Annotated in this window: 25 protein-coding genes; 7 read left to right on the top strand and 18 right to left on the bottom strand. The window is 69.9% G+C overall.

Annotated features, from left to right (window positions below):
* The first annotated feature begins 5 nt into the window (after window positions 1-5).
* From VB738_RS00820 to VB738_RS00835, 4 genes are read left to right on the top strand one after another with little or no spacing between them, the layout of a single operon-like run.
* Window positions 6-917 carry a MoxR family ATPase gene (locus tag VB738_RS00820; RefSeq protein WP_323303925.1) on the top strand — a complete coding sequence of 304 codons (912 nt, stop codon included), beginning with the start codon at window positions 6-8 and terminating at the stop codon, window positions 915-917.
* Window positions 904-1,815, top strand: coding sequence for a hypothetical protein (locus VB738_RS00825; RefSeq protein ID WP_323303926.1), 912 nt, complete (start codon window positions 904-906; stop codon window positions 1,813-1,815). Before VB738_RS00820 ends, VB738_RS00825 begins: the two co-directional genes overlap by 14 nt.
* Window positions 1,785-3,656, top strand: coding sequence for a DUF3488 and transglutaminase-like domain-containing protein (locus VB738_RS00830; protein ID WP_323303927.1), 1,872 nt, complete (start codon window positions 1,785-1,787; stop codon window positions 3,654-3,656). Before VB738_RS00825 ends, VB738_RS00830 begins: the two co-directional genes overlap by 31 nt.
* Window positions 3,657-3,666: 10 nt before the next feature.
* Window positions 3,667-4,506, top strand: a complete 840-nt coding sequence (locus VB738_RS00835) for a pentapeptide repeat-containing protein (RefSeq protein WP_323303928.1) — start codon at window positions 3,667-3,669, stop codon at window positions 4,504-4,506.
* An 18-nt stretch (window positions 4,507-4,524) separates the two neighbouring features.
* On the opposite strand, the gene VB738_RS00840 is transcribed toward VB738_RS00835, so the two are convergent.
* The 6 genes from VB738_RS00840 to VB738_RS00865 all read right to left on the bottom strand — a co-directional run bounded on the left by VB738_RS00840 (window position 4,525) and on the right by VB738_RS00865 (window position 11,266).
* Entirely contained in the window at window positions 4,525-6,816 is a 2,292-nt protein-coding gene (locus VB738_RS00840) for a hypothetical protein (RefSeq protein ID WP_323303929.1), read from the bottom strand.
* 83 nt (window positions 6,817-6,899) lie between these two features.
* Window positions 6,900-7,673, bottom strand: coding sequence for a hypothetical protein (locus VB738_RS00845; RefSeq protein WP_323303930.1), 774 nt, complete (start codon window positions 7,671-7,673; stop codon window positions 6,900-6,902).
* Entirely contained in the window at window positions 7,670-8,380 is a 711-nt protein-coding gene (locus VB738_RS00850; protein ID WP_323303931.1) for a PilN domain-containing protein, read from the bottom strand. The genes VB738_RS00845 and VB738_RS00850 overlap by 4 nt, the downstream gene beginning before the upstream one ends.
* Window positions 8,377-9,255: a hypothetical protein gene (locus VB738_RS00855; protein WP_323303932.1), complete on the bottom strand. Its 879-nt coding sequence runs from the start codon at window positions 9,253-9,255 to the stop codon at window positions 8,377-8,379. Before VB738_RS00855 ends, VB738_RS00850 begins: the two co-directional genes overlap by 4 nt.
* Window positions 9,256-9,312: 57 nt before the next feature.
* On the bottom strand, window positions 9,313-10,500 hold the full coding sequence (locus VB738_RS00860) for a quinone-dependent dihydroorotate dehydrogenase (protein WP_323303933.1): 1,188 nt from the start codon (window positions 10,498-10,500) through the stop codon (window positions 9,313-9,315).
* A gap of 10 nt (window positions 10,501-10,510) precedes the next feature.
* Window positions 10,511-11,266 carry a ribonuclease H gene (locus tag VB738_RS00865; RefSeq protein ID WP_323303934.1) on the bottom strand — a complete coding sequence of 252 codons (756 nt, stop codon included), beginning with the start codon at window positions 11,264-11,266 and terminating at the stop codon, window positions 10,511-10,513.
* Between the two features lie 73 nt (window positions 11,267-11,339).
* Here VB738_RS00865 and VB738_RS00870 point away from each other — a divergent pair, with 73 nt between their 5' ends.
* Window positions 11,340-12,086, top strand: a complete 747-nt coding sequence (locus VB738_RS00870; RefSeq protein WP_323303935.1) for a DUF3747 domain-containing protein — start codon at window positions 11,340-11,342, stop codon at window positions 12,084-12,086.
* A 287-nt stretch (window positions 12,087-12,373) separates the two neighbouring features.
* On the opposite strand, the gene rplL is transcribed toward VB738_RS00870, so the two are convergent.
* From rplL to gloA, 9 genes are all read right to left on the bottom strand, one after another.
* Window positions 12,374-12,760, bottom strand: a complete 387-nt coding sequence (gene rplL / locus VB738_RS00875) for a 50S ribosomal protein L7/L12 (RefSeq protein ID WP_323243375.1) — start codon at window positions 12,758-12,760, stop codon at window positions 12,374-12,376.
* Between the two features lie 62 nt (window positions 12,761-12,822).
* On the bottom strand, window positions 12,823-13,350 hold the full coding sequence (gene rplJ, locus VB738_RS00880) for a 50S ribosomal protein L10 (RefSeq protein WP_323303936.1): 528 nt from the start codon (window positions 13,348-13,350) through the stop codon (window positions 12,823-12,825).
* 259 nt (window positions 13,351-13,609) lie between these two features.
* Window positions 13,610-14,254: a GDSL-type esterase/lipase family protein gene (locus VB738_RS00885; RefSeq protein WP_323303937.1), complete on the bottom strand. Its 645-nt coding sequence runs from the start codon at window positions 14,252-14,254 to the stop codon at window positions 13,610-13,612.
* A 9-nt stretch (window positions 14,255-14,263) separates the two neighbouring features.
* Window positions 14,264-14,971 (bottom strand): 50S ribosomal protein L1, encoded by a 708-nt coding sequence (gene rplA, locus VB738_RS00890; protein ID WP_323303938.1) that lies wholly within the window; start codon window positions 14,969-14,971, stop codon window positions 14,264-14,266.
* Window positions 14,972-15,061: 90 nt separating this feature from the next.
* On the bottom strand, window positions 15,062-15,487 hold the full coding sequence (gene rplK, locus VB738_RS00895; protein ID WP_323303939.1) for a 50S ribosomal protein L11: 426 nt from the start codon (window positions 15,485-15,487) through the stop codon (window positions 15,062-15,064).
* A gap of 159 nt (window positions 15,488-15,646) precedes the next feature.
* Entirely contained in the window at window positions 15,647-16,261 is a 615-nt protein-coding gene (gene nusG / locus VB738_RS00900) for a transcription termination/antitermination protein NusG (RefSeq protein ID WP_323304389.1), read from the bottom strand.
* Window positions 16,262-16,356: 95 nt separating this feature from the next.
* On the bottom strand, window positions 16,357-16,689 hold the full coding sequence (gene secE / locus VB738_RS00905; protein WP_323303940.1) for a preprotein translocase subunit SecE: 333 nt from the start codon (window positions 16,687-16,689) through the stop codon (window positions 16,357-16,359).
* A gap of 10 nt (window positions 16,690-16,699) precedes the next feature.
* Window positions 16,700-19,606, bottom strand: a complete 2,907-nt coding sequence (locus VB738_RS00910) for an ATP-dependent Clp protease ATP-binding subunit (protein ID WP_323303941.1) — start codon at window positions 19,604-19,606, stop codon at window positions 16,700-16,702.
* Complete coding sequence (gene gloA, locus VB738_RS00915; RefSeq protein ID WP_323303942.1) at window positions 19,596-19,997, bottom strand: lactoylglutathione lyase; 402 nt, start codon at window positions 19,995-19,997, stop codon at window positions 19,596-19,598. The genes VB738_RS00910 and gloA overlap by 11 nt, the downstream gene beginning before the upstream one ends.
* 102 nt (window positions 19,998-20,099) lie before the next feature.
* Between gloA and eno the strand changes: the two genes are divergently transcribed.
* Both eno and VB738_RS00925 read left to right on the top strand, forming a co-directional pair.
* A complete protein-coding gene (gene eno, locus VB738_RS00920; protein WP_323303943.1) occupies window positions 20,100-21,395 on the top strand; it encodes a phosphopyruvate hydratase in 1,296 nt (431 codons plus the stop codon).
* 22 nt (window positions 21,396-21,417) lie between these two features.
* Window positions 21,418-22,440 carry a hypothetical protein gene (locus tag VB738_RS00925; protein ID WP_323303944.1) on the top strand — a complete coding sequence of 341 codons (1,023 nt, stop codon included), beginning with the start codon at window positions 21,418-21,420 and terminating at the stop codon, window positions 22,438-22,440.
* A 218-nt stretch (window positions 22,441-22,658) separates the two neighbouring features.
* On the opposite strand, the gene VB738_RS00930 is transcribed toward VB738_RS00925, so the two are convergent.
* From VB738_RS00930 to VB738_RS00940, 3 genes are all read right to left on the bottom strand, one after another.
* Window positions 22,659-23,579 (bottom strand): mechanosensitive ion channel family protein, encoded by a 921-nt coding sequence (locus tag VB738_RS00930; RefSeq protein ID WP_323303945.1) that lies wholly within the window; start codon window positions 23,577-23,579, stop codon window positions 22,659-22,661.
* 62 nt (window positions 23,580-23,641) lie between these two features.
* The gene (locus VB738_RS00935) at window positions 23,642-25,339 is read right to left on the bottom strand and encodes an AarF/ABC1/UbiB kinase family protein (RefSeq protein ID WP_323303946.1); all 1,698 of its coding nucleotides are present in this window, start codon (window positions 25,337-25,339) and stop codon (window positions 23,642-23,644) included.
* Complete coding sequence (locus VB738_RS00940) at window positions 25,339-25,680, bottom strand: hypothetical protein (protein ID WP_323303947.1); 342 nt, start codon at window positions 25,678-25,680, stop codon at window positions 25,339-25,341. Before VB738_RS00940 ends, VB738_RS00935 begins: the two co-directional genes overlap by 1 nt.
* Window positions 25,681-25,712: the final 32 nt, after the last annotated feature.

The following is a 25,712-nucleotide window of genomic DNA, read 5'->3' on the forward strand; positions in this document are numbered from 1 at the left end:
CCCCCGTGCCTTCGTCCCCCCTCCAGCCGGTCATCAGCGCGATCGGCGAGGTGCTGCTGGGCAAGGAGCATCAGGTGCGACTCGCCCTGGCCTGCCTGCTGGCCCGCGGCCACCTGCTGATCGAGGACCTGCCCGGCATGGGCAAGACCACCCTGGCCGAAGCCCTGGCCCGCAGCTTCGGGCTCGGCTTCAAGCGGGTGAGCTTCACCAGCGACCTGCTGCCGGCGGATCTGACGGGCCTGAACGTGTTCGACCCCGCCGCCGCCAGCTTCCGCTTCCAGCCCGGTCCGCTGTTCAGCCAGGTGCTGCTGGCCGACGAGATCAACCGGGCCAGCCCCCGCACCCAGAGCGCCCTGCTGGAGGCGATGGCCGCCGGCCGGGTGAGCGTGGACGGCACCAGCCATCCCCTGCCCCGGCCGTTCCTGGTGATCGCCACCCAGAACGGCCTGGATCAAGGAGGCACCTCGGCCCTGCCGGAATCCCAGCTCGACCGGTTTCTGATGCGCCTCAGCCTCGGCTACCCCCCCCGCCAGGCGGAGCGGGCCCTGCTGCTGGGCGAGGGCCTGCGGCCCGACGGCCTCAGCCGCGCCTTCGGCCCGGAGGACCTGCTGGCGCTGCAGGACCGCGCCGACCGGCAGCACTGCAGCCCCGCCCTGCTCGACTACGTGCTCGACCTGCTGGAGCGCAGCCGCCGCCAGCCCACCCAGGCCCATCCCCTCTCGCCCCGGGCCGGCCTGGCCCTGGTGGCCGCCGCCCGCGCCTGGTCGCTGCTGGAGGGCCGCGACCATGTGATTCCCGACGACGTGCAGGCGGTGCTGGCGGCCGTGTGCGAGCACCGCATGGATGGCGGCCAGCGCGTTGGCAGCGATGGGGAGCTGAGTCAGCGGCTCCAGGAAGGCGTCGATGGACTTCGGTAGGCCCCAGCAGGGGGAGCGGGTGCGCCTGCGGATGCGCAACCTCTACATCCTGCCGACGCGGTTCGGCTGGCTTTGGCTGGCGGGCACGGTGCTGCTGCAGGTGGTGGGGATCCAGATGCAGAGCAACGGCACGCTGCTGCTCAGCTTCCTGATGCTGAGCCTGTTCCTGCTCACCCTGCACCTCACCCACTTCAACCTGCAGGGGGTGGAGCTGACCTGCGGCGCACCGGCGCCTGGCTTCGCCGGCGAACCGGTCCCCTATCCGATCCGGCTGCGCTGCCCGGGCCGCAGCGAGGGGGTGCGCCTGCGGCTGGGGGCGGACGCCCCGGGCCCGGCCCTGTCGCTGGCGGCGGGGGAGCATGAGCTGGCCGTGGCCTGGACCCCGCCGGCCCGCGGCTGGCAGCGGCCCGGGCTGCTGCGGATCCAGACGACGGCGCCCCTGGGGCTGTTCTGCTGCTGGTCGCGCTGGCATCCGGAGACGGCGCAGCTCATCTACCCGGCCCGGCGGGCCGGACCGGTGCGGCTGCTGGCCGCCGGCTCGGCACCGCTGGTCGGCGAACCGGCCCTGGCCAGCCGCCAGGACGGCACCGACGACTGGCGGGACCTGGCCCCCCATCGCCCCCAGGACAGCCCCAGCCGGCTGGCCTGGAAGCTGCTGGCCCAGGGGCGGGGCGAGTACGCCAAGCGCTTCCTGGACCGCCCCGAAGCGGCCCCCCTGCTGGCCCCGGAACCAGGCGTGCCCCTGGAGGCGGCACTCGAACACCTGAGTGAGCGCATCTGGAGCTGGCATGGCCGGGGCCTCAGCTACGGCCTGGAGCTGAACGGCCAGAGCATTGCGCCCGGCCGGGGGATGCTCCACCGGGACCAGTGCCTGACGGCCCTGGCCTGCTGCCGATGAGCCGCGCCGCGGCCCCCCTGCAGTGGCTCACCATGGGGTTGCTGGCCGTGGGTCTGCTGGGCCTGTCGCCCGCCCTGTCCCTGAGCCTGCTGGCCTTCGGCCTGGCCGTGCTGACGGCCCTGAAGCTGCGCGAGGCCCGCAGCCTCGAGGAACGGCGGGTGGTGGCCCTGCTGCAGCTGGTCTGCGCCGGCCTGCTGGCGGCCCTGCGCCCCGAGCTGGCCCCGAGCCTGCTGCAGGGCCTGGCCATCCTGATGGCCCTGGCCGGGCTGCTGGCCCTGGAACTGGGGTCCGGGCCCGACTGGACGGCGCTGCTGCGCCGCAGTCTGCAGGTGCTGCTGGCGGCCCTGCCCATCGCCCTGGTGCTGTTCCTGCTGCTGCCCCGCCTGATGCCGTTCACGAACTTCGGCACGGGCCAGGGCATGGGGGCGATGACCGGCCTGAGCGACAGCATGGAGCCGGGCTCGATCGCCAGGCTCGCCGTCAGCCGCCAGGCCGCCGCCCGCGTCGCCTTCCCCCTCGGCGGCGAGCCCCCGCCCCTGGAGCAGCGCTACTGGCGGGTGCTGGTGCATGAACGCTTCGACGGCCGCAGCTGGCGCAGCGCCGCACCATCCTTCCCCCGACCGGCGGCCGGCCAGCCGAGCCCGCCGCCGTCCCCCGCCGCCCCGGGGGAGGGGATCCAGCTCTGGCTGATCGAGCCCAGCGGCCTGGCGGCGGTGCCCTGGAGCGGCTCCGGCCGGCCCCTGTCCGCCGACCTCAGCCTGCAGGGCAGCGGTGAACTGCTGAACCGGGCCCCGGGCAGCCAGCGCCGCGTCTATGCCCTGACCAGGACAGCGGACCAGCCCGGCTGGCGCACTGCGCCGCCTGGCCCCGTCGACCTGCTGCTGCCGGTGGGCGAGAACCCGCGGCTGGAGGCCCTGGCCGCCGGCTGGCGGCGCCTGAGCAGCGACCGGGAGCGGCTGGAGGCCGCCAGCGGCTGGTTCCGCGCCCAGCCCTTCCGCTACACCCTCGAGCCCGGGGCCCTGCCCCGCCAGGCCCCCCTCGACCACTTCCTGTTCGAGAGCCGGCTGGGGTTCTGCGGCCACTACGCCAGCGCCTTCACCACGCTGATGCGGGCGGCGGGGGTGCCGGCGCGGGTGGTGAGCGGCTACCGCGGCGGCCAGTGGGTGCAGCCGGTGGGCGGCACCGGCTACGTGGACCTGCGCCAGGCGGATGCCCACGCCTGGAGCGAGGTGTGGCTGGCCGGCGAAGGCTGGCGGCGCGTCGATCCCACCGCCTGGGCGGCGGGGGATCCCCTGGCGCGCTCAGGGGCAGCGGGCAGCGTGAGCCGGGCCGGCGGCGGACCGCTGGACTGGGTCCAGCAGCAGTGGTGGGGCCTCGACATCGCCTGGGCCCGCTGGTGGCTGGGGTACGACGGCGAGCAGCAGCAGGCCCTGGTGGAGCGGCTGCTGGGCGAGCAGCGCCACCTGCTGGGGGTGGTGGTGCTGCTGGCGGTGGCCGTCAGTCTGGTCGCCGGCCTGGGGAGCCTCGGCTGGCTGGGCCGGCGCCACCGCGGCGATCCCCTGCGCCTGGAGCTGGAGCGCACCCTGCGGGCCTTCGCCCGGCAGGGGATGGCACCGGCGGCGGGGGAAACCCTGGGCGGCTTCGCACGCCGCCTGAGCCAGCGCTGGCCGTCCCTGGCCGATCCCCTGGAGGCCTTCGTGGCGAGCTACCAGCAGCAGCGCTTCGCCAGCGCCCCCAGCCGAACGGGACGACGGCAGGCCCAGCGGCTGGGACGGGTGCTGCGCCGTTCCCTGCGGACCGGCAACCGCCCGGCGGAAGCGGTACAACGGAACCACCCCTGAACAGGCGACCATGACCACGCTCCAAGGGTCAGGCCAAGGGTCCGCCCGCCAGGCCTTGAGGGGGCTGCTGTTCAACGGCCCGGCGCTGCTGGTGCTGCTGCTGGCCGGTCCTGGGTGGGCGGGGAGTGACGCCGATCTGATGCGGCTGCTGAGTCAGCGCGACTGCCCCCGCTGCAAGCTGCAGGATGCCGACCTGGTCCACGCCGACCTGCGCGACGCGGACCTACGCAGCGCCAAACTCCAGCGCGCCAACCTGGGCCAGGCCCGGCTGGATGGGGCCAACCTCCAAGGGGCGGACCTCCGCTTCACCAGTCTTCAGGGGGCCTCTCTGCGGGGGGCGGATCTGCGCGGGGCCAATCTGGAGGGCACCGACCTGCGCCAAAGCGATCTCAGCGGCGCCCAGATCGATCCCGGCGGGCTCGCCCGCAGCCATTGGCAGGACGCCAGGGGCGTGGCCCCCACGGTGTTGAGCTACCCGGAGCTGCACAACGCCGGGGTCACCGCCGCCCTGGAGGGCCGCCATCCCCAGGCGGAGCAGCTGTTCTCCGAGGCGATCCGGCTACAGCCGGACGCGGCGATCAGCTGGGTGGCCCGGGGACTGAGCCGCACCGAACAGGGCAAGACCGACCTGGCGGCCGCGGACCTGAACTACGCCGCCGTCCTCTATGGCCAGGCCGGCGAGGAGGCCCAGGCCAAGCAGCTCACCGAGGTGGCCACCGCCCTGCTCAAACCCGGCAAGAAGGCCAACCAGGGCAGCGGGATGGGCGGCCAGATGCTCTCCGGCGCCGCCTCCTTCGCCTCGGCCGTGGCCCCGCTGGCGATGAAGTTCCTGCTGCCCCTGGCCTTCTGAATCAGGGGGCGTCCCCGATCAGGGGGTCATGGACGGCTGGGGCTCGCCGCCGAGGAAGGCACGGGAAGCGGGAGTGGAGGGCTGATAGCCATAGCCGAAGGTGCCCCCCTCGGTGTCATTGATGATCCGCGGCGTCACCATGATCACCAGCTCCCTCTTCTCGCGATTGTTCGAGGAGGCGCGGAAGAACTGGCCGATGATGGGGATGTCGCCAAGGATGGGCCATTTCGACACCAGGGCCCGATCGAAATCGGAGATCACTCCCGTGAGGATGAGGGTCTGGCCATCGCGGACGCGCACCACCCCCGTATCCAGTCGACGAATCCGCAGGATGCTGATGGGTGGGCATTGATTTCCGGCGCTGACTTCCCGCTCCACAGCGGAGATGCTTGGGGATAGGGAGAAGGTGACGAATCCGTTGTCGTCGATCTTCTGGACGCGTGCACCCAGGACAAGACCCGCCGTGGAGAGCTCGCTGATGGTGCAGCTGACCGTGGCAGATGTTCCCGTGACGTTGGAGGTGACGTTGGTGGGCACATTGATCCCCACCCTCACAACGCCTTCGTTACCCCGCTTACGGCCGATCGGAGCGTCGATGTTGTCGAAGGACGAGGAGAAGAGACTGGATCCGGCCGTGTCGCCACCACCGCCGGAGGCGCCACCAGTGGCATCATCCCTCAGGACGGAAGGATCCTCCTGAAGGATCAAGGTGGGGTTGGCCAGCACCTTGGAGTTGTCGGCAAGGATGCGTGCCTGGAAGAAATCGAAGAAGTTGTTGTTGGGGTAGAGCGGCTGTCCTGTCGCCCCCACGGCGGCGCCGGGATTGGTTTGTCCGACGAAGCCCGCAAGCGGCTGCCCAGGAAGAAGTGGCGCATCCAGGGTTCTCTGGAAGGAAGATCCACCAAGAACACCACCGAAATTGGCTGCCAGAGTGCCGTTATCGTTGACGATAAAGTTGTTGCCCCAGCGGAAGGCGAAACTGTTATTGAGATCAGTGTCATTCTGAAGGTTCACATCCAGGATCTTCACCGACAGTGCCACCTGGCGCTGGCGCAGATCGAGCTGTTTGAGGTACTGCTCGGCGATGCTCACCAGGCGTGGGGCGCCCACCAGGGTGATGGTGCCGAGGCGCGTGTCGGTGGTGGCCCGCAGGCCGATGAGGGGGCCGTTGGTGGCCCCGAAGGACTCCACCGTGGTGGTGGTGCTGGCTGTGGTGGTGGAGGCCGTGGGGCTGCCGGCGGGCGCGGCGGTGGCGGCGACGCCCTCGGACACCGCCGTGGTGATCGTGTTGGTCTTGGTGACCTGGGCCCCGAGGTTGGCCAGGTAGTCGGCGGCGGAGTTGGCGGGTACCTGGTTCAGGCGGTACACCTTGGAGAGCTGGGCGCCGAAGCTCTTGGCCAGCACATTGGGGCCGGCGAAGATCGTGTTGCCGTCACGCTTGCCCTGCAGCCCCGCCGCCAGAAGGGCGGAGTTGATCGCCCGGCCGTAGTTCTCACGGCGGAAGGAGATCGAGATGGGGCGCATGTCCGCCGGCGTGCCGGCAGGCGTCGGAGCCGGAGTGGAACCCGCCGCGGGGGAATCGCCCACGTAGACGAACCCATAACCGCCGAGCTGGCTCAGCGCCATCAGCACATCCTTCGCCGGGGCATTGCGGAGCGTCATCGTCACCGGCGGCCCGCTGACATTGACGTAGCTGGGGTTGCTGATGGTCATGGTCCCCACGGCCATGTCCCCCAGCGGCGGGGCCACCGCGCGCGGCTGGAGGGGCGGGATGAAGCCTGGCTGGGGCACCCGTCCCGGTGTGGTGACGTTGGGGGTCAGGGTCTGGAGGGTGTTCAGAGCCGGGGCATTGAACGTCAGGATCAGGCTGCGGCCGTCGGCGCTCACCACGGGCCGGCCCACGGGGAATCCGGGGGTGGGGGACACCCTCAGCTCGAAGAGGTTGCCGGAACCCTCAAAGCTGATGCTCTGCAGCCCCGCCTCGGGGAGGGAGAGCTGCACCGGGCCGCGGCGCAGGGCCATGGGCTGGGCCGTCTGCAGCCGGCCCAGCCAGACGGCTCCCTGGGTGGTCTGCTGGAGGACGGGTGAAGGGCCGGTCCCCTCGATCATCACCTCAACGGAATCCGGCAGGCGCCGGAGCTTGATGTCGAGGGTGCCGCCCGCCTGGGCGATGTCCGAGCGCCGGGGGCCAGACGCACCCCCTGCCGGGGAGGGGCCGATGGCGGCCTGCGCGCTGGACACACCCGTGCCCTGCAGGATCACCACGCCGAGAGAAGCAGAGAGAACGCGCCGCCACTGACGTTTTGCCACGTTCTGTTGATCTCCGAATCGGCTGAATGGTATCGGCGATTGTGCGAAACGGCCACTTACCGGGTCGCGGTGCATCGGCATGGTCAGCTGGATGGTGCGGGGGCGGGTGCTGGAGCTGGAGCTGGAGTCGCTGGGGGGGCGGCTTGGGCGGGTGTGCGGCTGTAGAGGCCGAGGGTGAGCTTCATGACCACGGGCCGGGGGCCGCGGGTGGCCGTGGCCCCGTCGGTGGGGCCATCGTCGGGGAGGGTGAGATTGAGATCGCTCTGCACCACCAGCACATTCAGGGCTTCCAGGCGACGCAGAAAGGCCAGCAATGAAGGGAAGGCGCCTTTGGCGGAAACCAGCAGGGTGCGCAGGGTCAGTCCCTGCAACGCCAGGGGGTCCTTCGCCGCGGCGCCTTGGGCAGGAGGTGCGGCGCCTGGGGCCCCCGGCGCAGGGGCGGGCGGCGGCGGGGCATTGGGGGCGGTGGTGGCGGCGGGGGCTGCCGCCTGGGTGGGCTCGAACAGGGTCAGCTCCACGCCCGAGGCGGCGGCCTCGCGGTCGAGCATGGCCAGGAAGGTGGACAGGTCACCGTTGCCCGTGATCAGCCGCTCGATCTTGGCCTTGCTGGCCATGGCGGTCTCGGTGCTTTCCTGGGTGGTCACCAGCTGCCCCCGCATCAGGGTCACCTGATCCCGCAGCTGCTCCAACTCCTGGAGGCGCTGACTGTCGCGCTGCAGGCTGGCCCAGAGGGGCACCAGACCCGCCAGGATCACCAGCAGCCCAAGGCCTCCCAGCACGCCTGCCGGCAGGAGCAGCCAGATCAGGCGCAGGCTGGCCACCGGAAGTCGCTTGGAGCCCTGCTGAAGGTTGGTCATGGGATGAGGCCCTCCGCCTGGAGAAGCTGAAGACGACGCACCATGCCCTCCGATCCCAGCTGCCGCATGACGCTCAGCTGACGGGCGGGAGGAAGGGTGGCGAACGGACCGGACAACTCGAAGCGAACCGTCGGGGGGGGGGCGCTCCCCGCCTGTCCGGCCGGCTGTTCGGCGGGAGGAACCCGCTCCAGCTTGACGAGCGCCACCCCCTTGCCCTGCAGCAAGGGGGAGCGGGAGAGTTCCAGCTGCAAGGCGTTGATGCGGGCGAAGGCCAGGGGATCGAGGGCCTGTCCCTTGAGGACCAGGTTCGTGCCCTCAGCCTCGGCGCTCTGGAGCTGGATCCCCTCGGGGGTGCGCAGTTGCAGGTCGGCCAGGAGGGCGGAGGAGGTGCGCAGCGTGGTGAGGCCCTCGGTCAGGCTGCGGTTGGTGGCCGCCAACTGATCGAGCTTGGCCCGGCTGGCCGCCATCTCCGCCTGGATCTGAGTCGACTCGGCTTCAAACCGGGCAAGCTGGGCTGCCTGCATCCGGACGTACTGGAAGCGGAGGAACACCAGGGCGGTGGCGCCCACGGACGCCCCAAGGACAATCGCACCGACCAGGGCACCCCGCAACAGCAGCGGCCGTCGATCGAGCAGGGCCGAAACCATGCTCTCCTGGCCGAGTTCCTTTCGCCGCTCCCGAAGCAGATCGAGGATCGGTGCGCTCATCGGGCCGACTCCACCATCGCCAGGCCCTGGAGCACCAGGGACCCGAAGGGTTCGGGGGTGAGGATCTCGGCCCGCACGCCCAGGGCGTCCTGCAGGTTGTCCTGGCTGGAGAGGGGCGCGCTGAGCAACAGCCTGAGCCGACGAATGGAGGAATCCCGTCGACGGTAGAAGGTCACGCAGCGGCTGACCTCCCTGACCAGGGCGTCATCGTCCTCGGGCAACGGCCAGTCGAAAACCGGCTCCGTGCGACGAAGGAGCAACAGCCGGGCCCCGGCCGGCAGGGGATGGATCAATACGGCCAGCTCGTCCTCCGGCGCCGCTTCCAGCAGGGAGGCAACGGCCGCCAGCCGGCAGGATTCGGCCGGAGCCAGCCGCTCGAGCTGAACGCCGGCCAGATTGAAGACATCGATCCAGTCGTCCACCAGCTTTCGAGGGGTCACGGCCATCAGCAGCCGGGGGGTGGAACCTGGCAGGGGGCGCAGATCGATCGTGGCTTCCGACAGGGGGACCGCGAGGTTCAGGGGCGGGTCGATGGTGCGCAGCGCCTGGATGGGGTCATCGGGGATGGCTTCGAAAGGCCACTCCAGGACCCGCCATTGGGCCGCCCCCTCCGGAAGGGAGGCCAGGACGACGGCATCAAGCAGGCCGTCGCGCACCAGAAGATCGCCAATCAGGTCGCCGAGGGGCTCCTTTTCCAGGGGCTGGCCATCGAGGCAGGTGAGGGGCGGCAGGGGCAGATCGATGCTCACGGCCTCCGGACCCGATCCCCTGAGCACCTGGCCCTTCAGGGAATCGTCCTGAAGTTCCAGCAGCAGCTGGCGGGGGAACAGCTGAGCGCGGATGGGCCTCAGTCGATCCTCCAGATCATCCTTCAAGCCGACCAGGCCAGAAAAAACCAAGGCTCCGATCCGATGCCTGCGAAAGTTACCGAATCAGGGACGCCAGGGCATCCCCGAACCTACAACTTCGGAAAGCGTCCGGCATCCATGGGCGTCGAGCTGGCGCGACAATCCCTCCAGAATCGACGGGACAAGTACGGGGCCTTCGTAGATCCAACCGGTGTAGATCTGGATCAGCGAGGCTCCCGCGCTGATCCGCTCCCAGGCGGTCTCGGCCGAATCGATGCCCCCCACACCGATCAGCGGCAGGGCCGGACCGGCGGTCGCCCGCAGCCGACGCAGCACCTCGACCGCCCGCCGCCGCAGGGGCCGGCCGCTCAGCCCTCCGGTCTCCTCGGCCAGGGTGCGACCCGTGGCCACCAGCCGGCGTCCGTCCAGTCCGAGCCGGTGAACCGAGGTGTTCACGGCGATCACGCCGGCCAGCCCCTCCTCATAGGCCAGCCGGGCGATGGTGTCGATGGCGTCGTCCTCCAGGTCGGGGGCGATCTTGACCAGCAGGGGCGGGCAGGCCGGCAGGCGCCGCAACCGCTCCACCAGTCGGCGGAGCTGGGCCTCCTCCTGCAGATCCCTCAGCCCCGGGGTGTTGGGGGAGCTGACGTTGACGACGGCGTAGTCGGCCAGGGGGGCCAGCAGCTCCAGGGAGGCCGCGTAATCGTCCGGGGCCATCTCGAGCGACACCGCCTTGGATTTGCCGAGGTTGATGCCCAGCACCGCGGGCCGCTGCCCGGGGGGTGGAAGCTCCTGGCGTTCCAGGGTCCGGCGCACGCCCCGGGCCCCGTCGTTGTTGAAGCCCATGCGGTTGAGCGCCGCCCGTTCCTCCGCCAGCCTGAACAGCCGCGGCCGGGGATTGCCCTGCTGGGGCTGCCAGGTGATGGTGCCCAGTTCGGCAAATCCGAAGCCGAAGCGGTGCCAGATGGCGGCTGCCACCCCGTTCTTGTCGAAACCCGCCGCCAGCCCCACGGGATTGGCGAAGCGACAGCCGAACAGGGTCTGCTCCAGCCGGGGGTCCCGCCGCTGCAGTTCCGCCCCGAGGCCCTCCAGGCTGCCGCTCACCAGCGGCCAGCGCCGCCGCAGGGCTGCCTGGCCCAGGGCCAGGAGGGTGAGGCGGCTCAGCTGCTCCGCATCGGCGCCGTCATCACGACGCAGCAGGGGCTCGACGAACCGGGCATAGAGGGCGCCGGTCCCCACCTGGCCGCCGCTGGTCGATGGCTCCTGCGGCATCCCTGTCTCCTCACTGCGGCCTCTCCAATCCTCCCGCGCCGCGCTCCAGGCGCCAGCACCCGTTGCCCAGGGGCCTGACGAGCCAGTCGCGCCAATGCCAGGGCTCCGACTTTCCTTCCAGCCCGGCCGTGGGAACTTCGAGCAGCCGGGCGAGCTCCACGGCCCGCAGGCTGTAGCCGCCCGCCGCCAGCCGGTCGGCCAGCTCCAGGCGGGTGAGCAGCTGCTGCAGGGACGCCGGGGCCGGATCGGGGGAATCCGCCACCACCGGGGCCTCGCTCGTCGCCGCCTGGGCCTCGCTCGCCAGGGCCGGGGACTGGCCGCGGGAGAAGGCGACCGCGATCGCATCGCAGCGGTCGTTGTCCGGGTCCCCGCTGTGGCCGCGCACATGGCGCAGGGCCAGCCCGGGCACCCGGGCGGCATCCAGCTGCTCCCAGAGATCACGGTTGAGCACCGCCCCGCCGGAGGCCGTGCGCCATCCCTTGCGCTTCCAGCCGGCCATCCATTTCTCGAAGCCGTCGATCAGATAGCGGCTGTCGGTGCGGAGCACCAGATCGGGATGGCGCGGCAGCTCCCGCACGGCCTCCAGCACCGCCAGGGCGGCGGTGAGCTCCATCCGGTTGTTGGTGGTGGCCGGTGCCGCCCCCCCCAGCTCCCTGACGGAGCCGTCCTCGAAGCGCAGCAAGGCGCCCCAGCCCCCCGGACCGGGGTTGCCGCTGCAGGCCCCGTCACAGGCGGCAGCCACTACCCGCACCGGTCGATCGCCCATGGAGTCGTCTTGACAGGATCGCTTGAATGGGGCCCTCTCTCCCGGAGAACGCCCGGGCCCTGGAGGTGTTCCCATGCAGCGAACCTACCTGGCCCTGGCGGGCCTGGCCCTGGCCGGAACCGGCCTGCCGATGGTCCAGCCCCGGCTGGCCATGGCGGCCGGCCTCTTCCAGAGCGTGGACGTCGACGCCGAGCGCTTCGCGGTGCTGGCCCGCCCGGTGGGCGACAACGACTGGACCCTCCTGGTGCTGGAGCAGCTGACGCCCCAGCCCGCCTGCTGGCAGACCCGCCCGGACGGCCTGGTGGATCCGACCCTGAACCGGTTCGATTACACCGGCATCTGCAACCGCTACCTCGACAGCAACGGCTATTCCCTGCGGGTCGCGGAGCAGGACATCGGCACCACCTACCGGCTGAGGGTGCAACAGGTGGGATCCCGCCTCGAGCTCCAGGCCATCTCGCCCGGCACCTCGGCCATCCTCGTGGTGGGCAGGGCCGACATCCCCCTGCGGGATCGCGACGGGTTTGTGGCCCTCAGCCTCGAACCGGGCTGGGATCTGAAACGCCGCACCTACGGGGAACGGGCCCTGAGCCACCTCTACTTCGCCAGTCCCACCCCGCTTGAGCAGCTGATCGCCAGCGCCGGCGGCGCCCCCACCTGGCGCCGGCCCCTCGGCCCCGGTCGGGCCCAACCTCCAGCCCTGTCCACCCCCGAGACGGCCGCTGGCCAGGGCGAGGACAGCATGTCGGTGGGCCGCTCCGGCCGGGCCGTCGCCCTCCAGGTGATTCCCTACAGCGGCAGCAGCGGCGAAGGGCTCTGAGCCGTGGCGAGGCCGGGGCTGTGGCCAGTTGAATCTCCGGTCCTCCCTGCTGCCATCCCCCTTTCGCCCCGTTTAACTTGATGGCGTGAGGAGTGAAGGACGCTCTTCCAGGGTCGAAACGAGGACAGACTCCCGGAATCGTTCCATCTCCAGAGCCCTGCCTTCGGCGGGGCTCTTTTTTCTGTCTGGATCGTGCCCGTCCTCGAATGGCCCATGAAAAAGCCGGCCCCGAAGGACCGGCTGAGATCAGAGGCGGTTGCCGGACCCGAAGGCCTGGCGACGACGGGTCACTTGATGGAGACCTTGCCACCCACTTCTTCGATGCTCTTCTTGAGAGCTTCGGCATCGGCCTTGGAAATGCCTTCCTTGACAGCCTTGGGAGCGGCTTCGACAAGGGCCTTGGCTTCGCCCAGACCGAGGCCGGTGGCCTCGCGGACGGCCTTGAGCACCTTGATCTTGGCGGCCGGATCGAAGCCATCGAGGATGACGTCGAATTCGGTCTGCTCCTCGACGGCCTCGGCGGCAGCGCCGGGGGCGGCGGCGGCCATGACGACGCCGGCAGAGGCGGCGGCGGACACGCCGAAGGCCTCTTCGATCTGCTTGACGAGCTCGGAAGCCTCAAGCAGGGAGAGGGTTTTCAGTTGTTCGAGAATCTGGTCGGTGGTAGCGGACATGGGGGGGAATCAGCAACAGAACGGGAGGATCGGTGGAGCCCAGGGGTTCGCGGGGTGCGAACTCAACCTTCGCCGGATTCGGCGTGCTGCTTGAGCGCCCTGGCGAGACCGGACGAAACCTCGTTGATGCCCACAGCCAGCTTGGTGGCCAGGCCATTGATCGCACCGGCGATCTGGGCCATGAGCACCTCCTTGGAGGGCAGATCCCCGATGGCCTGGATGTCGGAGGGGGACAGGAGCTTGCCTTCGAAAAGGCCTCCTTTCACATCCGACTTCTTGGTGTCCTTCTGGAAGGACTGCAGGGCCTTCACCGCACCGCCGACATCGCCCTTGACCAGGACGAAGGCGTTGGTACCGGTGAGCAGGGAATCGAGATCCGACCAGGCGCTGTCACCATCGATGGCACGGCGCATCAAGGTGTTTTTGGTCACCTTGCACACACCGTTGCTGGCCTGCAGACGGGTCCGCAGATCAGTCATCTCCTTGATGGTCAGGCCCTTGTAATCAAGGACCAGCGCCATTTCGGCTTCACCGAGGAGCCCCTTGAGCTCTTCGACGATCTGTTGCTTGTTCTCCAGCGTGCGGCCCATAGGAGGTGGATCGGATCGGGGGAACAAGCAGGGAACGCGGTCCGGACGGCCTCCCCTTGCGGGGGGCTTCGAGGCCGCTCTTCGCTCCGCTCCGATCTGAAGGACTCCATTGGAGACCCCAGCCCAGGCAAAAACCAATCGCGTGAACCTCGGCAGGGCTTACGGCAGTGAACGACCGACCGAAATCGGCAACTCTGACGACCTGCTGTCTTGGGTGGGGCGCGTGCCCTTCTGGACGAATCCAGTTCTTGAACTTACATCACGGCAGGCCCAGCTCCCGCAGCTGTGCTGTCCAGCGGGCATAACCGGCGGCATTCAGATGCACGCCATCCACCGTGTAGGCACGCCTGAGACCGTCGCCGTCCGCCATCACCGGAGTCAGATCGACGAAGTCGCGCGGGGGAGTCTGACGGGCAAGCAACGCATTGAGCTCGGCCACCCGGCGGACTCCGTCGGCACCGCAGCGGAAGCTGGCGCAGGGAATCGTGGACTGGATGATCACCCTGGCCCCCGTGCCGATCTGGAGGCCGGTCCGCAGCCACTGGATCCGGCCGGCGATCCGGCCGGGGTCATAGCCCCAGACGATGTCGTTGATGCCCACCATCACCAGGTAGGTGCCGGCGTCGGTCCGGCGGATCTGCGGCAGGCGGGCCATCAGCTGAAAGCTGGTGTCACCGCTGACGCCCTGGTTGTACACCACGCGATCGGGGAAGGCCGCCTGCCAGTCGCCCTGGGCCGTGAGGGAATCGCCGACGAAGGTGACCGGAGCGTCGCGACGGGGGGCCGGTGCCGGGGATGCCTTGGAGGTGGACGGGGGCCTGGAGAGCAGGCCCCACCCCAGCGCCAGCAGCGTGAGCGGCACCGCCACCCAGCCGCCGATCCGCACCCAGGACGAGGCAGGCACGGCGGGCGCTCAGCTCTCCTGCTTGATGTCCTGGAGAGCGGCGAAGTCGACCTGCACCGAGGGGCCCATGGTGGAGGCGACGTAAAGGCTCCTCCAGTAGCGACCCTTGGCACCGCTGGGCTTGTTGCGGTCGATGGTTTCCTGCAGGGCCTTGAGGTTCTCCAGCAGCTTGGCGGTGTCGAAGCTGGCCTTGCCGAAACGCACATGGACGATGCCGGCCCGATCGGCCCGGAACTCCAGCTTGCCGGCCTTGAACTCGCTGATGGCGCCGCCCAGATCGGTGGTGACGGTGCCGGCCTTGGGGTTCGGCATCAGGCCGCGGGGACCGAGCACCCGGCCGAGCTTCGCCACCTTCGGCATCATGTCGGGGGTGGCGATCAGCAGATCAAAGTCGATCGCGCCACCGGCGATCTGATCCACCAACTCATCGTCGCCAGCCAGGTCGGCACCGGCGGCCTTGGCTTCGGCCACCTTCTCACCCCGGGCGATCACGGCGATGCGGATGGTCTGGCCGGTGCCGTGGGGCAGGGCCACGGTGGTGCGCAGCTGCTGGTCGGTGTACTTGGGATCGATGCCCAGGCGCACATGGGCTTCGACGGTCTCGTCGAAGCGGGCGGTGGCGGTGTCCTTGACCAGCTCGAGGGCCTCGAGCGGTTCGTAGGCGCGGTCCTCGACCTTGGCGGCGAGGGCGGTGAAGCGTTTGGAGACTTTTGTCATGGCGTTAAGGGGTGCGGACGACCGTGATCGGTCTCCCCCAGAAAGGTGAAGCGGAGAGGTGAACGGGTGTGGAACGACGATCGTTGCCGATCAGTCCTTGACGGCGACGCCCATGTTGCGGGCGGTGCCTTCGATGATGCGCATGGCCGACTCGACGCTGGTGCAGTTGAGGTCGGGCAGCTTGGTCTTGGCGATCTCCTCGAGCTGGGCGCGGCTGATGGCACCCACCGCTCCCTTGGCGGAGGTGGCGGCACCCTTATCGATGCCGGCGGCCTTGGAGATCAGCACCGAAGCGGGCGGGGTCTTGGTGATGAAGGTGAAGCTGCGGTCTTCGAAGACCGAGATCTCCACCGGGATCACGTACCCGGCCTTCTCCTGGGTGCGGGCGTTGTACTCCTTGCAGAACGCCATGATGTTGACCCCGTGCTGACCGAGGGCAGGGCCCACCGGTGGTGCGGGGTTCGCTTTGCCGGCCTGGAGGGCCAGCTTGATCACAGCTACGACTTTCTTGGCCATCGGCTGGGCTAGGGGGCGAAACTCCCTTGCGGGAGTGCGGGACTGAACTCCCTCGCGGGAGGCTTGCGGATCGCCGGGGCGGTGGCCGGCCCGGCGGGATGGCGGCCCTCAAGGGGACCACCCGGGGCCGCCCTCCGCAGGGAGGCGGCCGCCGCTCGATCAGCTCTGTTTGCTGATCTGGGAGAACTCGAGTTCCACCGGGGTCTCCCTGCCGAAGATCGACAGGAGGGCCTTCAGCTTGCTGCGTTCGCCGGAAACCTCGATGACCTCGCCCTGGAAGTCCTTGAACGGACCGGCCGTGACGAGGATCTGATCCCCTTCGGTGAGGTCGACCTTGAGGACGGGCTTCTTCTCGGCGGCACGCTTGAAGATGCGGTCGACCTCCTGGCGGCTGAGGGGTCTGGGCCGGATGTGGCCGCGGGCCTTGCCGGTGGCGCGGCGCTCCTCCTGGCCCACGAAGTTGATGACGTTGGGGGTGCTGCGCACCGCCATCATCGTGTCCTCATCGAGGACCATGCGAACCAGCACGTAGCCGGGGAACACCTTCTCTTCGATCGACTGGCGGCTGCCGTCCTTCTTCAGCTTCACGCCGGGTGTCTGGGGGATCTCGATCTCCAGGATCCGGTTGCTCACCCCCAGGGTGACGGCCCGCTGCTCGAGGGTGGCCTTCACCTTCTTCTCGCAGCTGGAGGCCACCTGGACGGCGAACCAGCGGGCCACCTGGGGCTTGGCGGCTTCGGCCGCTTCGGCACTGCCCTCGGCGGCAGGGTCCATGCCCTCCACAGCGGGGTCGATGCCCCCGGCGGGGAGCTCCAGCACCTCGGGGGCGTCCGGTTCGATCTCAGGCACGGCAGACAGGGGAAGGGTCATCAACGGAAGATCTGGGTCGATCCCCAGTGATAGAAGCGGTCGATCGCGGCGATCGCCGCGGCCGAAAGGCTCACCATCAGGATCACCGCCACCGACTCGCTGAACAGCTGCTGACGGCTCGGCCAGACGACCTTGCGCAGCTCCGCGAGGGTGACCGCCACGAACCCGGTGGGCTCGCTCTCCTCGGAGGGGAAGCCGTCCGGCCCGTCGTCGGGTTCAGACGCGCCATTCCTCCGGGCCAGGGGGCCGTCGGGACTGCTCGTGGTGGTGGTGGCGGGGGGAATGGGGTCCACGGTGTGGATTCCGATGGCTGCCCTGGTGTCGGCAGACATCGACAAACGATCACCCTACCGGACGTCCTTCCCTGGTGTCCGCCAGGGGCACGAAGCGGAAGCCCGCCTCCCCGGGGCCGGCGAGCTCGAGCCGCACCCCCCTGGCCGCCGTGAAGTGATCCTCGAGCAGTTCGGTGGCCAGGGGGTTCTCGATGCGACGCCGCAGCACCCGGCGCAGGGGCCGGGCCCCGTACTCCGGCTCGTAACCCTGGGCGGCCAGGGCCACCACGACGGCCTCGTCGACCTCCAGCTCCAGATGCTGCTCCCGCAGCAGCAGGGCCAGCTCCGCCAGCTGCAGCCGCACGATGCGCTCGAGGTCGGGCCTGGCGAGGGGACGGAAACGGATCACCTCGTCGATGCGGTTGAGGAACTCGGGCCGGAACTGGCGTGAGAGGGCCTCCTCCACCGCCCGATCAAGGCTCCGGTCCCGGGCCTGCTCCCCCTCGTCGGGGCGGGGATCCCCCGGCTCGCCGGGGGAGGGGACGGCGCGGGCCCGCTCGAGGATGGCGCGGCTGGCCAGGTTGCTGGTCATGATCACCACCGTGTGGCGGAAGTCGACCGTGCGGCCCTGGGAATCGGTGAGGCGGCCGTCGTCCAGCACCTGCAGCAGCAGGTTGAAGACATCGGGGTGGGCCTTCTCCACCTCGTCGAGCAGCAGCACCGCGTAGGGGCGGCGGCGCACGGCCTCGGTGAGCTGGCCGCCCTCCTCGTAGCCCACGTAGCCGGGGGGGGCCCCTACCAGGCGGGCGACGGCGTTGCGCTCCATGAATTCGCTCATGTCGAGCCGCACCAGCGCCTCCTCCTCATCAAAGAGGGCGGCCGCCAGGGCCTTGGCCAGTTCCGTCTTGCCCACCCCCGTGGGCCCCAGGAACAGGAACGACCCCACCGGCCGGGTGGGGGCCTGCATGCCGGCGCGGGAGCGGCGGATCGAGGCCGCCACCGCCGCCACCGCCTCGGGCTGGCCGATCACCCGCTCGCCGAGGCGCTGCTCCAGCTCCAGCAGCTTCTGGCGTTCACCGGCCAGCAGCCGCTGGATGGGGATGCCGGTCGAGCGGGCCACCACATCGGCGATGTCCCCCTCCTCCACCTGCTCCCTCAGCATCGGATCGCTCTGCAGTTCCGCCTCCAGGGCCGCCCGGCGCTGCTGCACCCCGTGCAGCTGGTCGTACTGGAGCCGGGCCGCCTCCTCCAGGTCCCCGTCCCGCTCGGCCTCGGCAATGGCATGGCGCAGGTCCTCGTCCTGCTGCAGCAGCTCGCGCAGCTCGGCCAGACGCTCCCGTTCCCCCGCCCAGCGCCGCTGCAGGCGGTCGAGCTGCTCGTGGGCGAGGCGCCGCTGCTCCTGCAGCTGTACCCGCTCCTCCAGGGGCGCCGCCTCGGCGGCCAGCAGCGCCAGTTCCACCCGCCGCAGTTCCGCCTCGGCCGCCTCCACCACCTGAGGCTTGGAGGTGGCCTCCATGCGCAGGTTGGCGGCGGCCTCATCGATCAGGTCGATGGCCGAATCCGGCAGGCAGCGGTCGCTGATGTAACGGGAGGCCAGCCGGGAGGCCGCCACCAGGGCCCCATCGGTGATGGTGACGCCATGGTGGAGCTCATAGCGCTCCTTCAGGCCCCGCAGGATCTCGAGGCAGGTGGGGCCATCGGGTTCGCGGATCACCACCTGCTGGAAGCGACGCTCCAGGGCCGGGTCCTTTTCGATGCTGCGCCGGTAGTCCTCGGGGGTGGTGGCGCCGATGCAGCGCAGGTCGCCGCGGGCCAGCACCGGCTTGAGGATGCTGGCCGCATCGGCGCCGGAGCGGTCGCTGCCCACGACGGTGTGCAGTTCGTCGATGAACAGCACCACCCCGCCGGCCCTGCAGCCTTCCCCGTCCTCGCCGCGTACTCCGTCGTTGTCGCGGACCTCGGACAGCACGCTGCGCAGGCGCTCCTCGAACTGGCCGCGGAACTTGGCCCCGGCGATCAGGGCGCCCAGATCCAGGGCCACCAGCCGCAGGCCCCGCAGGGCATCGGGCACCTCACCGGCCACGATCCGCTGGGCCAGGGATTCGGCCACAGCCGTCTTGCCGACACCGGGCTCCCCGATCAGCACCGGATTGTTCTTGCTGCGCCGGGAGAGCACCTGGATCAGCCGGCGGATCTCGGTGTCGCGCCCCACCACCGGATCGAGTTCGCCGGCCCGGGCGGCGGCGGTGAGGTCGCGGCCGTAGCGGTCGAGGGCGCCGGGTTCGGGCTCCCCCTCCCGCTGCAGGGTCATGGCGGGCTCCGGCGCCGAAGGTGGCCGCGGTGGGGCGGGGGGGGCGGCCGCTCGCAGGGGGCCCGCCGGCGGCGGCGCCGGGGCCGGCCGGGCCGGGGCCGGGGTCGGCGCCGGCGAAGGGGCGGGGGCGGCCGACGCCACGCCGGCCCCGGCGGCCCCGGCGGAAGCGGCCTCGCCCGCGGCCGGCAGGGGACGCCACTGGCGCAGCAGCAGGTCCTCGCTCAGCCCCTCCTCCGCCAGCAGCGACGCCCCGATGCGGGGTTCCGCCAGCAGGGCCAGCAGCAGGTGGGGCACATCCAGCAGGCGCGATCCCCAGGCGGCGCGGCGGCGGTCGGCCTCCTCCAGGAGATCCTCGAGGGCATCGCCGATGTAGAGGGTGCCACCGCCCCCGTCCGGCTGCTCGGCGCAGAAGGTTTCAAGCCGGTCCAGCAGCCGGTCCTCGTCGAGGGGAAGGGGGTCCACCCAGGTGGCGAAGCGCCGGTTCAGCAGCAGGGTGAGCAGCAGGTGCTCCACGTCCATGGCGCCGTGGCGCCAGCGCCGGGCCTGATCCTGGGTGGCGATCAGCAGATCCCAGGCGGCGTCGCTGAAGCGGTCGGGATCGCCGGTGAGGCTGGCCGGAGCGGCCGCCGGCCCCCGGTCGTCCCGCGGGCGGGGGTCAGTGCGCATCGGTCCGGGACGACGTCTGGATCAGTTCCACCTTGTAGCCATCCGGATCCTCCACGAAGGCGAGCACCGTGGTGCCGTGCTGCTTCGGACCGGGTTCGCGCACCACACGCCCGCCCTTGGCGGTGATCGCCGCGCAGGTGGCGTAGACGTCATCGACACCGATGGCCAGATGGCCGAACCCCGTGCCGATCTCGTAGGCGCTGGTGTCCCAGTTGTGGGTGAGCTCCAGCACGGTGGTGTCCGTCTCGTCGCCGTAACCGACGAAGGCCAGGGTGTAGGCGCCGCCGGGATAGTCCTTGCGGCGCAGCAGCTTCATGCCCAGCACCTCGGTGTAGAAGCGCAGGGAGCGCTCCAGATCACCCACCCGGAGCATGGTGTGGAGGAGTCTCATCGGCGGTGCACCAGTGGGGCCATTCTGACGAGAGGGGTGGCGCAGGGAACACAGGCAGGGGCATGGGGCCCCCCATAGGATTCGCCCACCAGCACACCCCCTGTGTACGACTCCCTCGACCTCGTCATCGACTCCATCGTTGCCCGCGAAGTGCTCGACTCCCGCGGCACCCCCACGGTGGAGGCGGAGGTGTATCTGGAGGGCGGCGCCAGCGGCCGCGCCATCGTGCCCAGCGGCGCCAGCACCGGCGCCCATGAGGCCCACGAACTGCGGGACGGCGAGAAGGCCTACTTCGGCAAGGGCGTCAGCAAGGCGGTGGAGAACATCGAGGAGCGCATCGCTCCGGCCCTCTGCGGCCTGAGCGCCCTCGACCAGGGCGCCGTCGACGAGGCCATGAACGAACTCGACGGCAGCGACAACAAATCCGCCCTCGGCGCCAACGCCATCCTGGCCGTGAGCCTGGCCACGGCCCACGCCGCCGCCAAGGCCCTCGGCCTGCCCCTCTACCGCTACCTGGGCGGCCCGATGGCCACCCTGCTGCCGGTGCCGCTGATGAACGTCATCAACGGCGGCGCCCACGCCTCCAACAACCTGGACTTCCAGGAGTTCATGCTGGTGCCCCACGGCGCCGGCAGCTTCCGCGAAGCCCTGCGCATGGGCGCCGAGGTGTTCCACACCCTCAAGGGGCTGCTCAAGGATCAGGGCCTCTCCACCGCGGTGGGCGACGAGGGTGGCTTCGCCCCCGACCTGGCCGGCAACGACGCCGCCGGGGAGCTGCTGATGCAGGCGATCGAGAAGGCCGGCTACCGGCCCGGCGACCAGATCTCCCTGGCCCTCGACGTGGCCAGCACCGAGTTCTACGCCGATGGCCGGTACGCCTTCGGCGGCGGCAGCTTCACCAGCGCCGAGATGGTCGACCAGCTGGCGGCCCTGGCGGGCCGCTTCCCGATCGTCTCGATCGAGGACGGCCTGGCCGAGGACGACTGGGAGGGCTGGCGCCTGCTGACCGAGCGCCTGGGGGGCACCGTGCAGCTGGTGGGCGACGACCTGTTCGTGACCAACACCACCCGCCTGCAGCAGGGCATCGAGCAGGGGATCGCCAACTCGATCCTGATCAAGGTGAACCAGATCGGCTCGCTGACCGAAACCCTCCAGGCCATCGACATGGCCACCCGGGCCGGCTACACCAGCGTGATCAGCCACCGCAGCGGCGAGACGGAGGATGTGACCATCGCCGACCTGGCGGTGGCCACCCGGGCCGGCCAGATCAAGACCGGCTCCCTCAGCCGCAGCGACCGGGTCGCCAAGTACAACCAGCTGCTGCGCATCGAGGATGAACTGGGCAGCCAGGCGGTGTATGCCGGCGTGGAGGACCGGGGACCGCGGGGCAAGGCCTGAGCCCCCGGGGGCCGCGGCCAGCATGCTGATCCTCAGCGTTGCAGCGCCTCGCACCGGATCCTCCCGGTTCGGCCAGCTGCTGCAATCGATGCAGTCTGAATTCGTCTGCGAGCCCTTCCACCCGCAGGCCTCTATCCATTGCGCCGAGGGCCCGAGCGGCCTGCGCTTCTATGACAAGAAACCCTACATTCTGAGTGATTTCGGCAGAGAAATGGCAGCAGATCCCCTGATCAAGGGGCTCCTGCCCAGCCGGGTTCTTCGCATGCAAGCCGCACCCCGCCGCTCGGCAAGCTATCTCCATCAGATCAGTCATCGACTCAAGAAAAAGGAGAGCCTGAGGCCTGCTCGGCTTCTCTCCGTCCTTCTGGAGAAAGCCGGCGCAGCGATCGGACCGGCCTACAACCTCTTCCGTGAACCCAGAATCGCCAGACGCGTCTGTGAGCTCCTCGACGCCAGGGAAGACACCTACACGCTTGAACTCTTTCCGAACCATCTTGCACCGGAATGCCATGACGACCTCTGCAGAACCTACCCCTTCATTCTTCATCAGCGGGCCCTGATTGACAGCTATATATCATTGATCAAGACCGACTCGCGACGCTGGAACCGTGTCAATACGACCGGTTACAGCGTGAGGATATGTCCCGAATCCTTCGTGACCTACTGCCGGTCCATCTCCGACTACTACCTGCGCAGTCTCCAGGCAGGAAGCGATCCAGGGAAACCCTGCGCGGCGGCGACCCAGGCGAGCCCGCCCAGGCGTTGCGTCATCAACTACGAGGACTGGTGCGACCATCCCAATCACGAGCAGGGTGGCCGGGTTCATCAACTCCTGGAGCAGAAAGGTTTCGCTCACGTCTATCAGAAACCGGAGGCAGCCGGATCCTCCGATGCCCTGAACCGCCAGGACCAGGCCAGCGACTGGTCCGACAAGGTGACGAACGCGGCCGAGGTGATCGACGCGCTGGAGCAGCGCTCCCTACAGGGGTTGCTGGGTGCCCGTCCCCTGGACATTCCGGCCCTGGGAGTGCCGCTGCAACCCTGAGCGCATCGTCCCCAGGACCCGACCGGACCTCCGGACCGCACAGAGGCCGCCCGGCGGGAGCGCTCGCTGAACAGTCCGGCGGGGCCGTTGCCGCAGGCGGTCATGAGGGGCAACAGCTAAGGACCGGCGCTGGGGATCAAGCCAAAACCCTGATCGGGGCTACGGCCCACCCCCTCACGTGTGAAGCGGGCCCGCATCACACGTGGCTTTGCCCTGCCTCATCCCTCTGGACCCCTGACGCGTACCCGGAATTCAGGCGCCTCCACAAGGTGAACCGTGGTGGAGGCGATCTCCACGCGCTGCTCAGCCGTGAGGAACTCATCGAGGATCCTCGTGTAGAGCCGATCCTTGGTGAGACGGCGGATCTTGTAGTCCACCACGTAGCGGATGGTGAACTCCATCCAGTTGTCCGTGATCACCAGGGTGACCGCCGGATCCACCCTGGCATTCTCGACCAGGTACTTGCTCACCATCCCCTTCCAGGCCCTGATGGCCTTTTCCGTCGTCTCATTGGAGACCACCTCCTGCACCACACGCTCCAGGATCCGGCGGGCGAGACGGTGGTCGCTGCCGTATTTCACGGGGACCTTGATCTCGTCCCAGAGGAAGGGGAAATCGCCGGAATAGTTGAAGACGGGCGCCTTGAAGACGAAGCTGTTGGCGATCCGCACGATCCTGCCCGTGTAGAGATCCGACTCCACCCATTCGCCAAGCTCCATGAGGGTGGTGCGCAAGATGCCGATGTCGATGATGTCCCCTCGGATGCCGCCGAGCTGCACCCGGTCACCCGTTTCGTAGAAGCCACCGAAGGAGATGGCGATCCAGCCCGCCACGCTGGCGATCACCTCCTGCAGGGCGAAGGCGATGCCGGCACTGGCCACGCCAATGGCGACAGAAAGGCCCCCCAGGCTGTCACGGAAGACAGAGGCGACCAGGATCAGGGAACCGAAGTAGCCCAGGAAGGTGATGATCTTCCTGGCGTAGTAGCGGCTGTCAGAACCCGGCAGATAGCGGGGTAGCGACCGCTTGGCCAGACGCGAAACAATCGAGATGATCCCCACTCCCGCGATGGCCAGCCCAAGACTCCTCACGTGGGGATTGGCCAGCCATTGCCCGATCCAGCGGGACAGATCCTCCATGGATGTTCAGGCGAGAGGGCAGTGGCAGAACTGGGAGCAGGAGGCCTGACCGCAGGCTCTGCTCACTGCTTTCCGGCCGGCGTCGCCACCCCGGGCAGCTGGTCGAGGCGGCCATCGCGCCGGAGCCTGGCCTGCAGCTTCAGCCAGGAGAGGCCGACGGGCACCGCCAGCACCAGGGGCACGGCGGTGAGCGCCGGGCGGCCGCTCACCGCCAGCACCGCGGCCGCCACCGCCAGGGCGCCGAGCAGGAACGACTGGCCGGCGCTCTGCTGGGCCAGGGCCAGGCGCCGCAGCAGGCGATCGGTTTCGCCGGCGCGGATCAGCACCTGAAGATCACCCTGTTCGATGCGGGCCAGGCTCTCGTCCAGCCGCCGGGGGATCCCGAAAGCCCGGCTGCCCACCTCCGCCGCCTGTCGGGAGAGCTCGCTGAACAGTTCGTTGGGGCCGTTGCCGCTGGCGGTCATGAGGGGCAACAGGTAGGGACGGGCGATGGCGATCAGGCTAAAGCCCGGATCGAGGCTGCGGCCCACCCCCTCGAAGGTGGAGAGGGCCCGCATCACGAAGATCAGTTCGGGCGGCAGCCGGAACGGCTGGCCGTAGACGAGTTCGTAGAGGTCACCGGAGAGCTTGTCGATGACGTTGGCGCTGAAGGGTGGCGTGAGGGCTTCGGTGAGCATCACCCGCACCAGCCGCCGCACCGGCCCTTGGTCGATGCCGGCGGCGATCAGCCCGGCCTGTTGCAGCTCGTCCACCAGGGAAGCGGCATCCCGGGCCGCCGCGGCCCGGACCATCCGCCCGAGCCGGCTGCGCAGCCGCTCGGAGATCTGGCCCATCATGCCGAAGTCGTAGTAGATCAGCGCCCCGTCGCTGGCGACCGCGAGGTTGCCGGGATGGGGGTCGGCATGGAAGAAACCGAAGCGGACCAGCTGCTGCAGGTAGCTGGCCGCCCCCTTCTCGGCGATGGCCGCCGGATCGATGCCGGCGCGTACCAGGGCCTCCCGGTCGTTGATCTTGATGCCGGGGACGTAGTCGAGGCAGAGCACCCGCCGGGAGCTCAGCTCCCAGACCACCGCCGGGATGCGGATACCCGGGTCGTCGAGGAACTGCTGGCGGAACCGGGCCGCATGCTCGGCCTCGAGGCGGAAATCCAGCTCGCGCAGCAGCACCCGGCGGCACTCCTTGGCGATGCCCACCCAGTCACGGCCGGCCCCCCAGCGGGGATGGCGCTGCACCGCGGCCGCCACCTGCTGGAGCACCTCCAGATCGAGGCGGAACAGGCGCTCCAGCCCCGGCCGCTGCACCTTGAACACCACCTGGCGTCCGCTGCGCAGGCTGGCCCGGTGCACCTGGGCCAGGCTGGCCGAGCCCAGCGGCACGATCTCCAGATCGATGATCTCCGCCCGCCGCTCCCCCAGCTCCTGCTCCAGCAGGGACTCCACCACGGGGAAGGGGAAGGCCGGCACCCGGTCCTGCAGATGGGCCAGTTCCTCCACCACGTCGGCGGGGAGGACGTCGGGGCGGGCCGAGAGCAGCTGGCCGAGCTTGATGAAGGCGGAACCGAGCTCAAGGAACTGGGCCGTGAGCCAGCGGGCCCGGCGGCGCTGGCGGTCGGCCTGGCGTTCGGGGGTGCGCCCGCCCGGGTAGGTCCAGGGCCGGGCATCCCACCAGAGGCCGGCCAGCAGCTGGAGCACGAGGCGCCAGATGCGCAGCGAACGCCAGAGGCGGGACAGCAGGATCCCGGGGGTGGAGAGGGCCGCCATCAGGGCTGCCCCGGCGACCGCGGCGGACCATCGGGGGCGGCGGGCATCCGGTCGAGGCGCCGCGAGAGTTCGGCCACCTTCGCGCGCAGGGCATCGATGCGCTCCTGGGGATCCTCGGCGGCGCCGCCCCGGGACGCGGGAGCTCCGGTGTCGCGGTCGTTCTCGATCCGTTCGGCCTCCATCGCCACTTCCTCCCAGAACAGACTCAGCTCCTGCTGCACCCGGGCGGGAGCCTCCTGGGCGAGGGCCGCCAGGGTGGCGGCCACATCGGCCAGGCCGCTGCCCAGGCGGGCGGCCAGGCGGTTCATGGCCGCCTTGGCGAGGAACTGCGGCGCGCTCATGACCTGACCGGAAGAGTCACCGAACTGTGGCA

Source organism: Cyanobium gracile UHCC 0139, from assembly GCF_034931325.1.
Classification (GTDB): domain Bacteria; phylum Cyanobacteriota; class Cyanobacteriia; order PCC-6307; family Cyanobiaceae; genus Cyanobium; species Cyanobium gracile_B.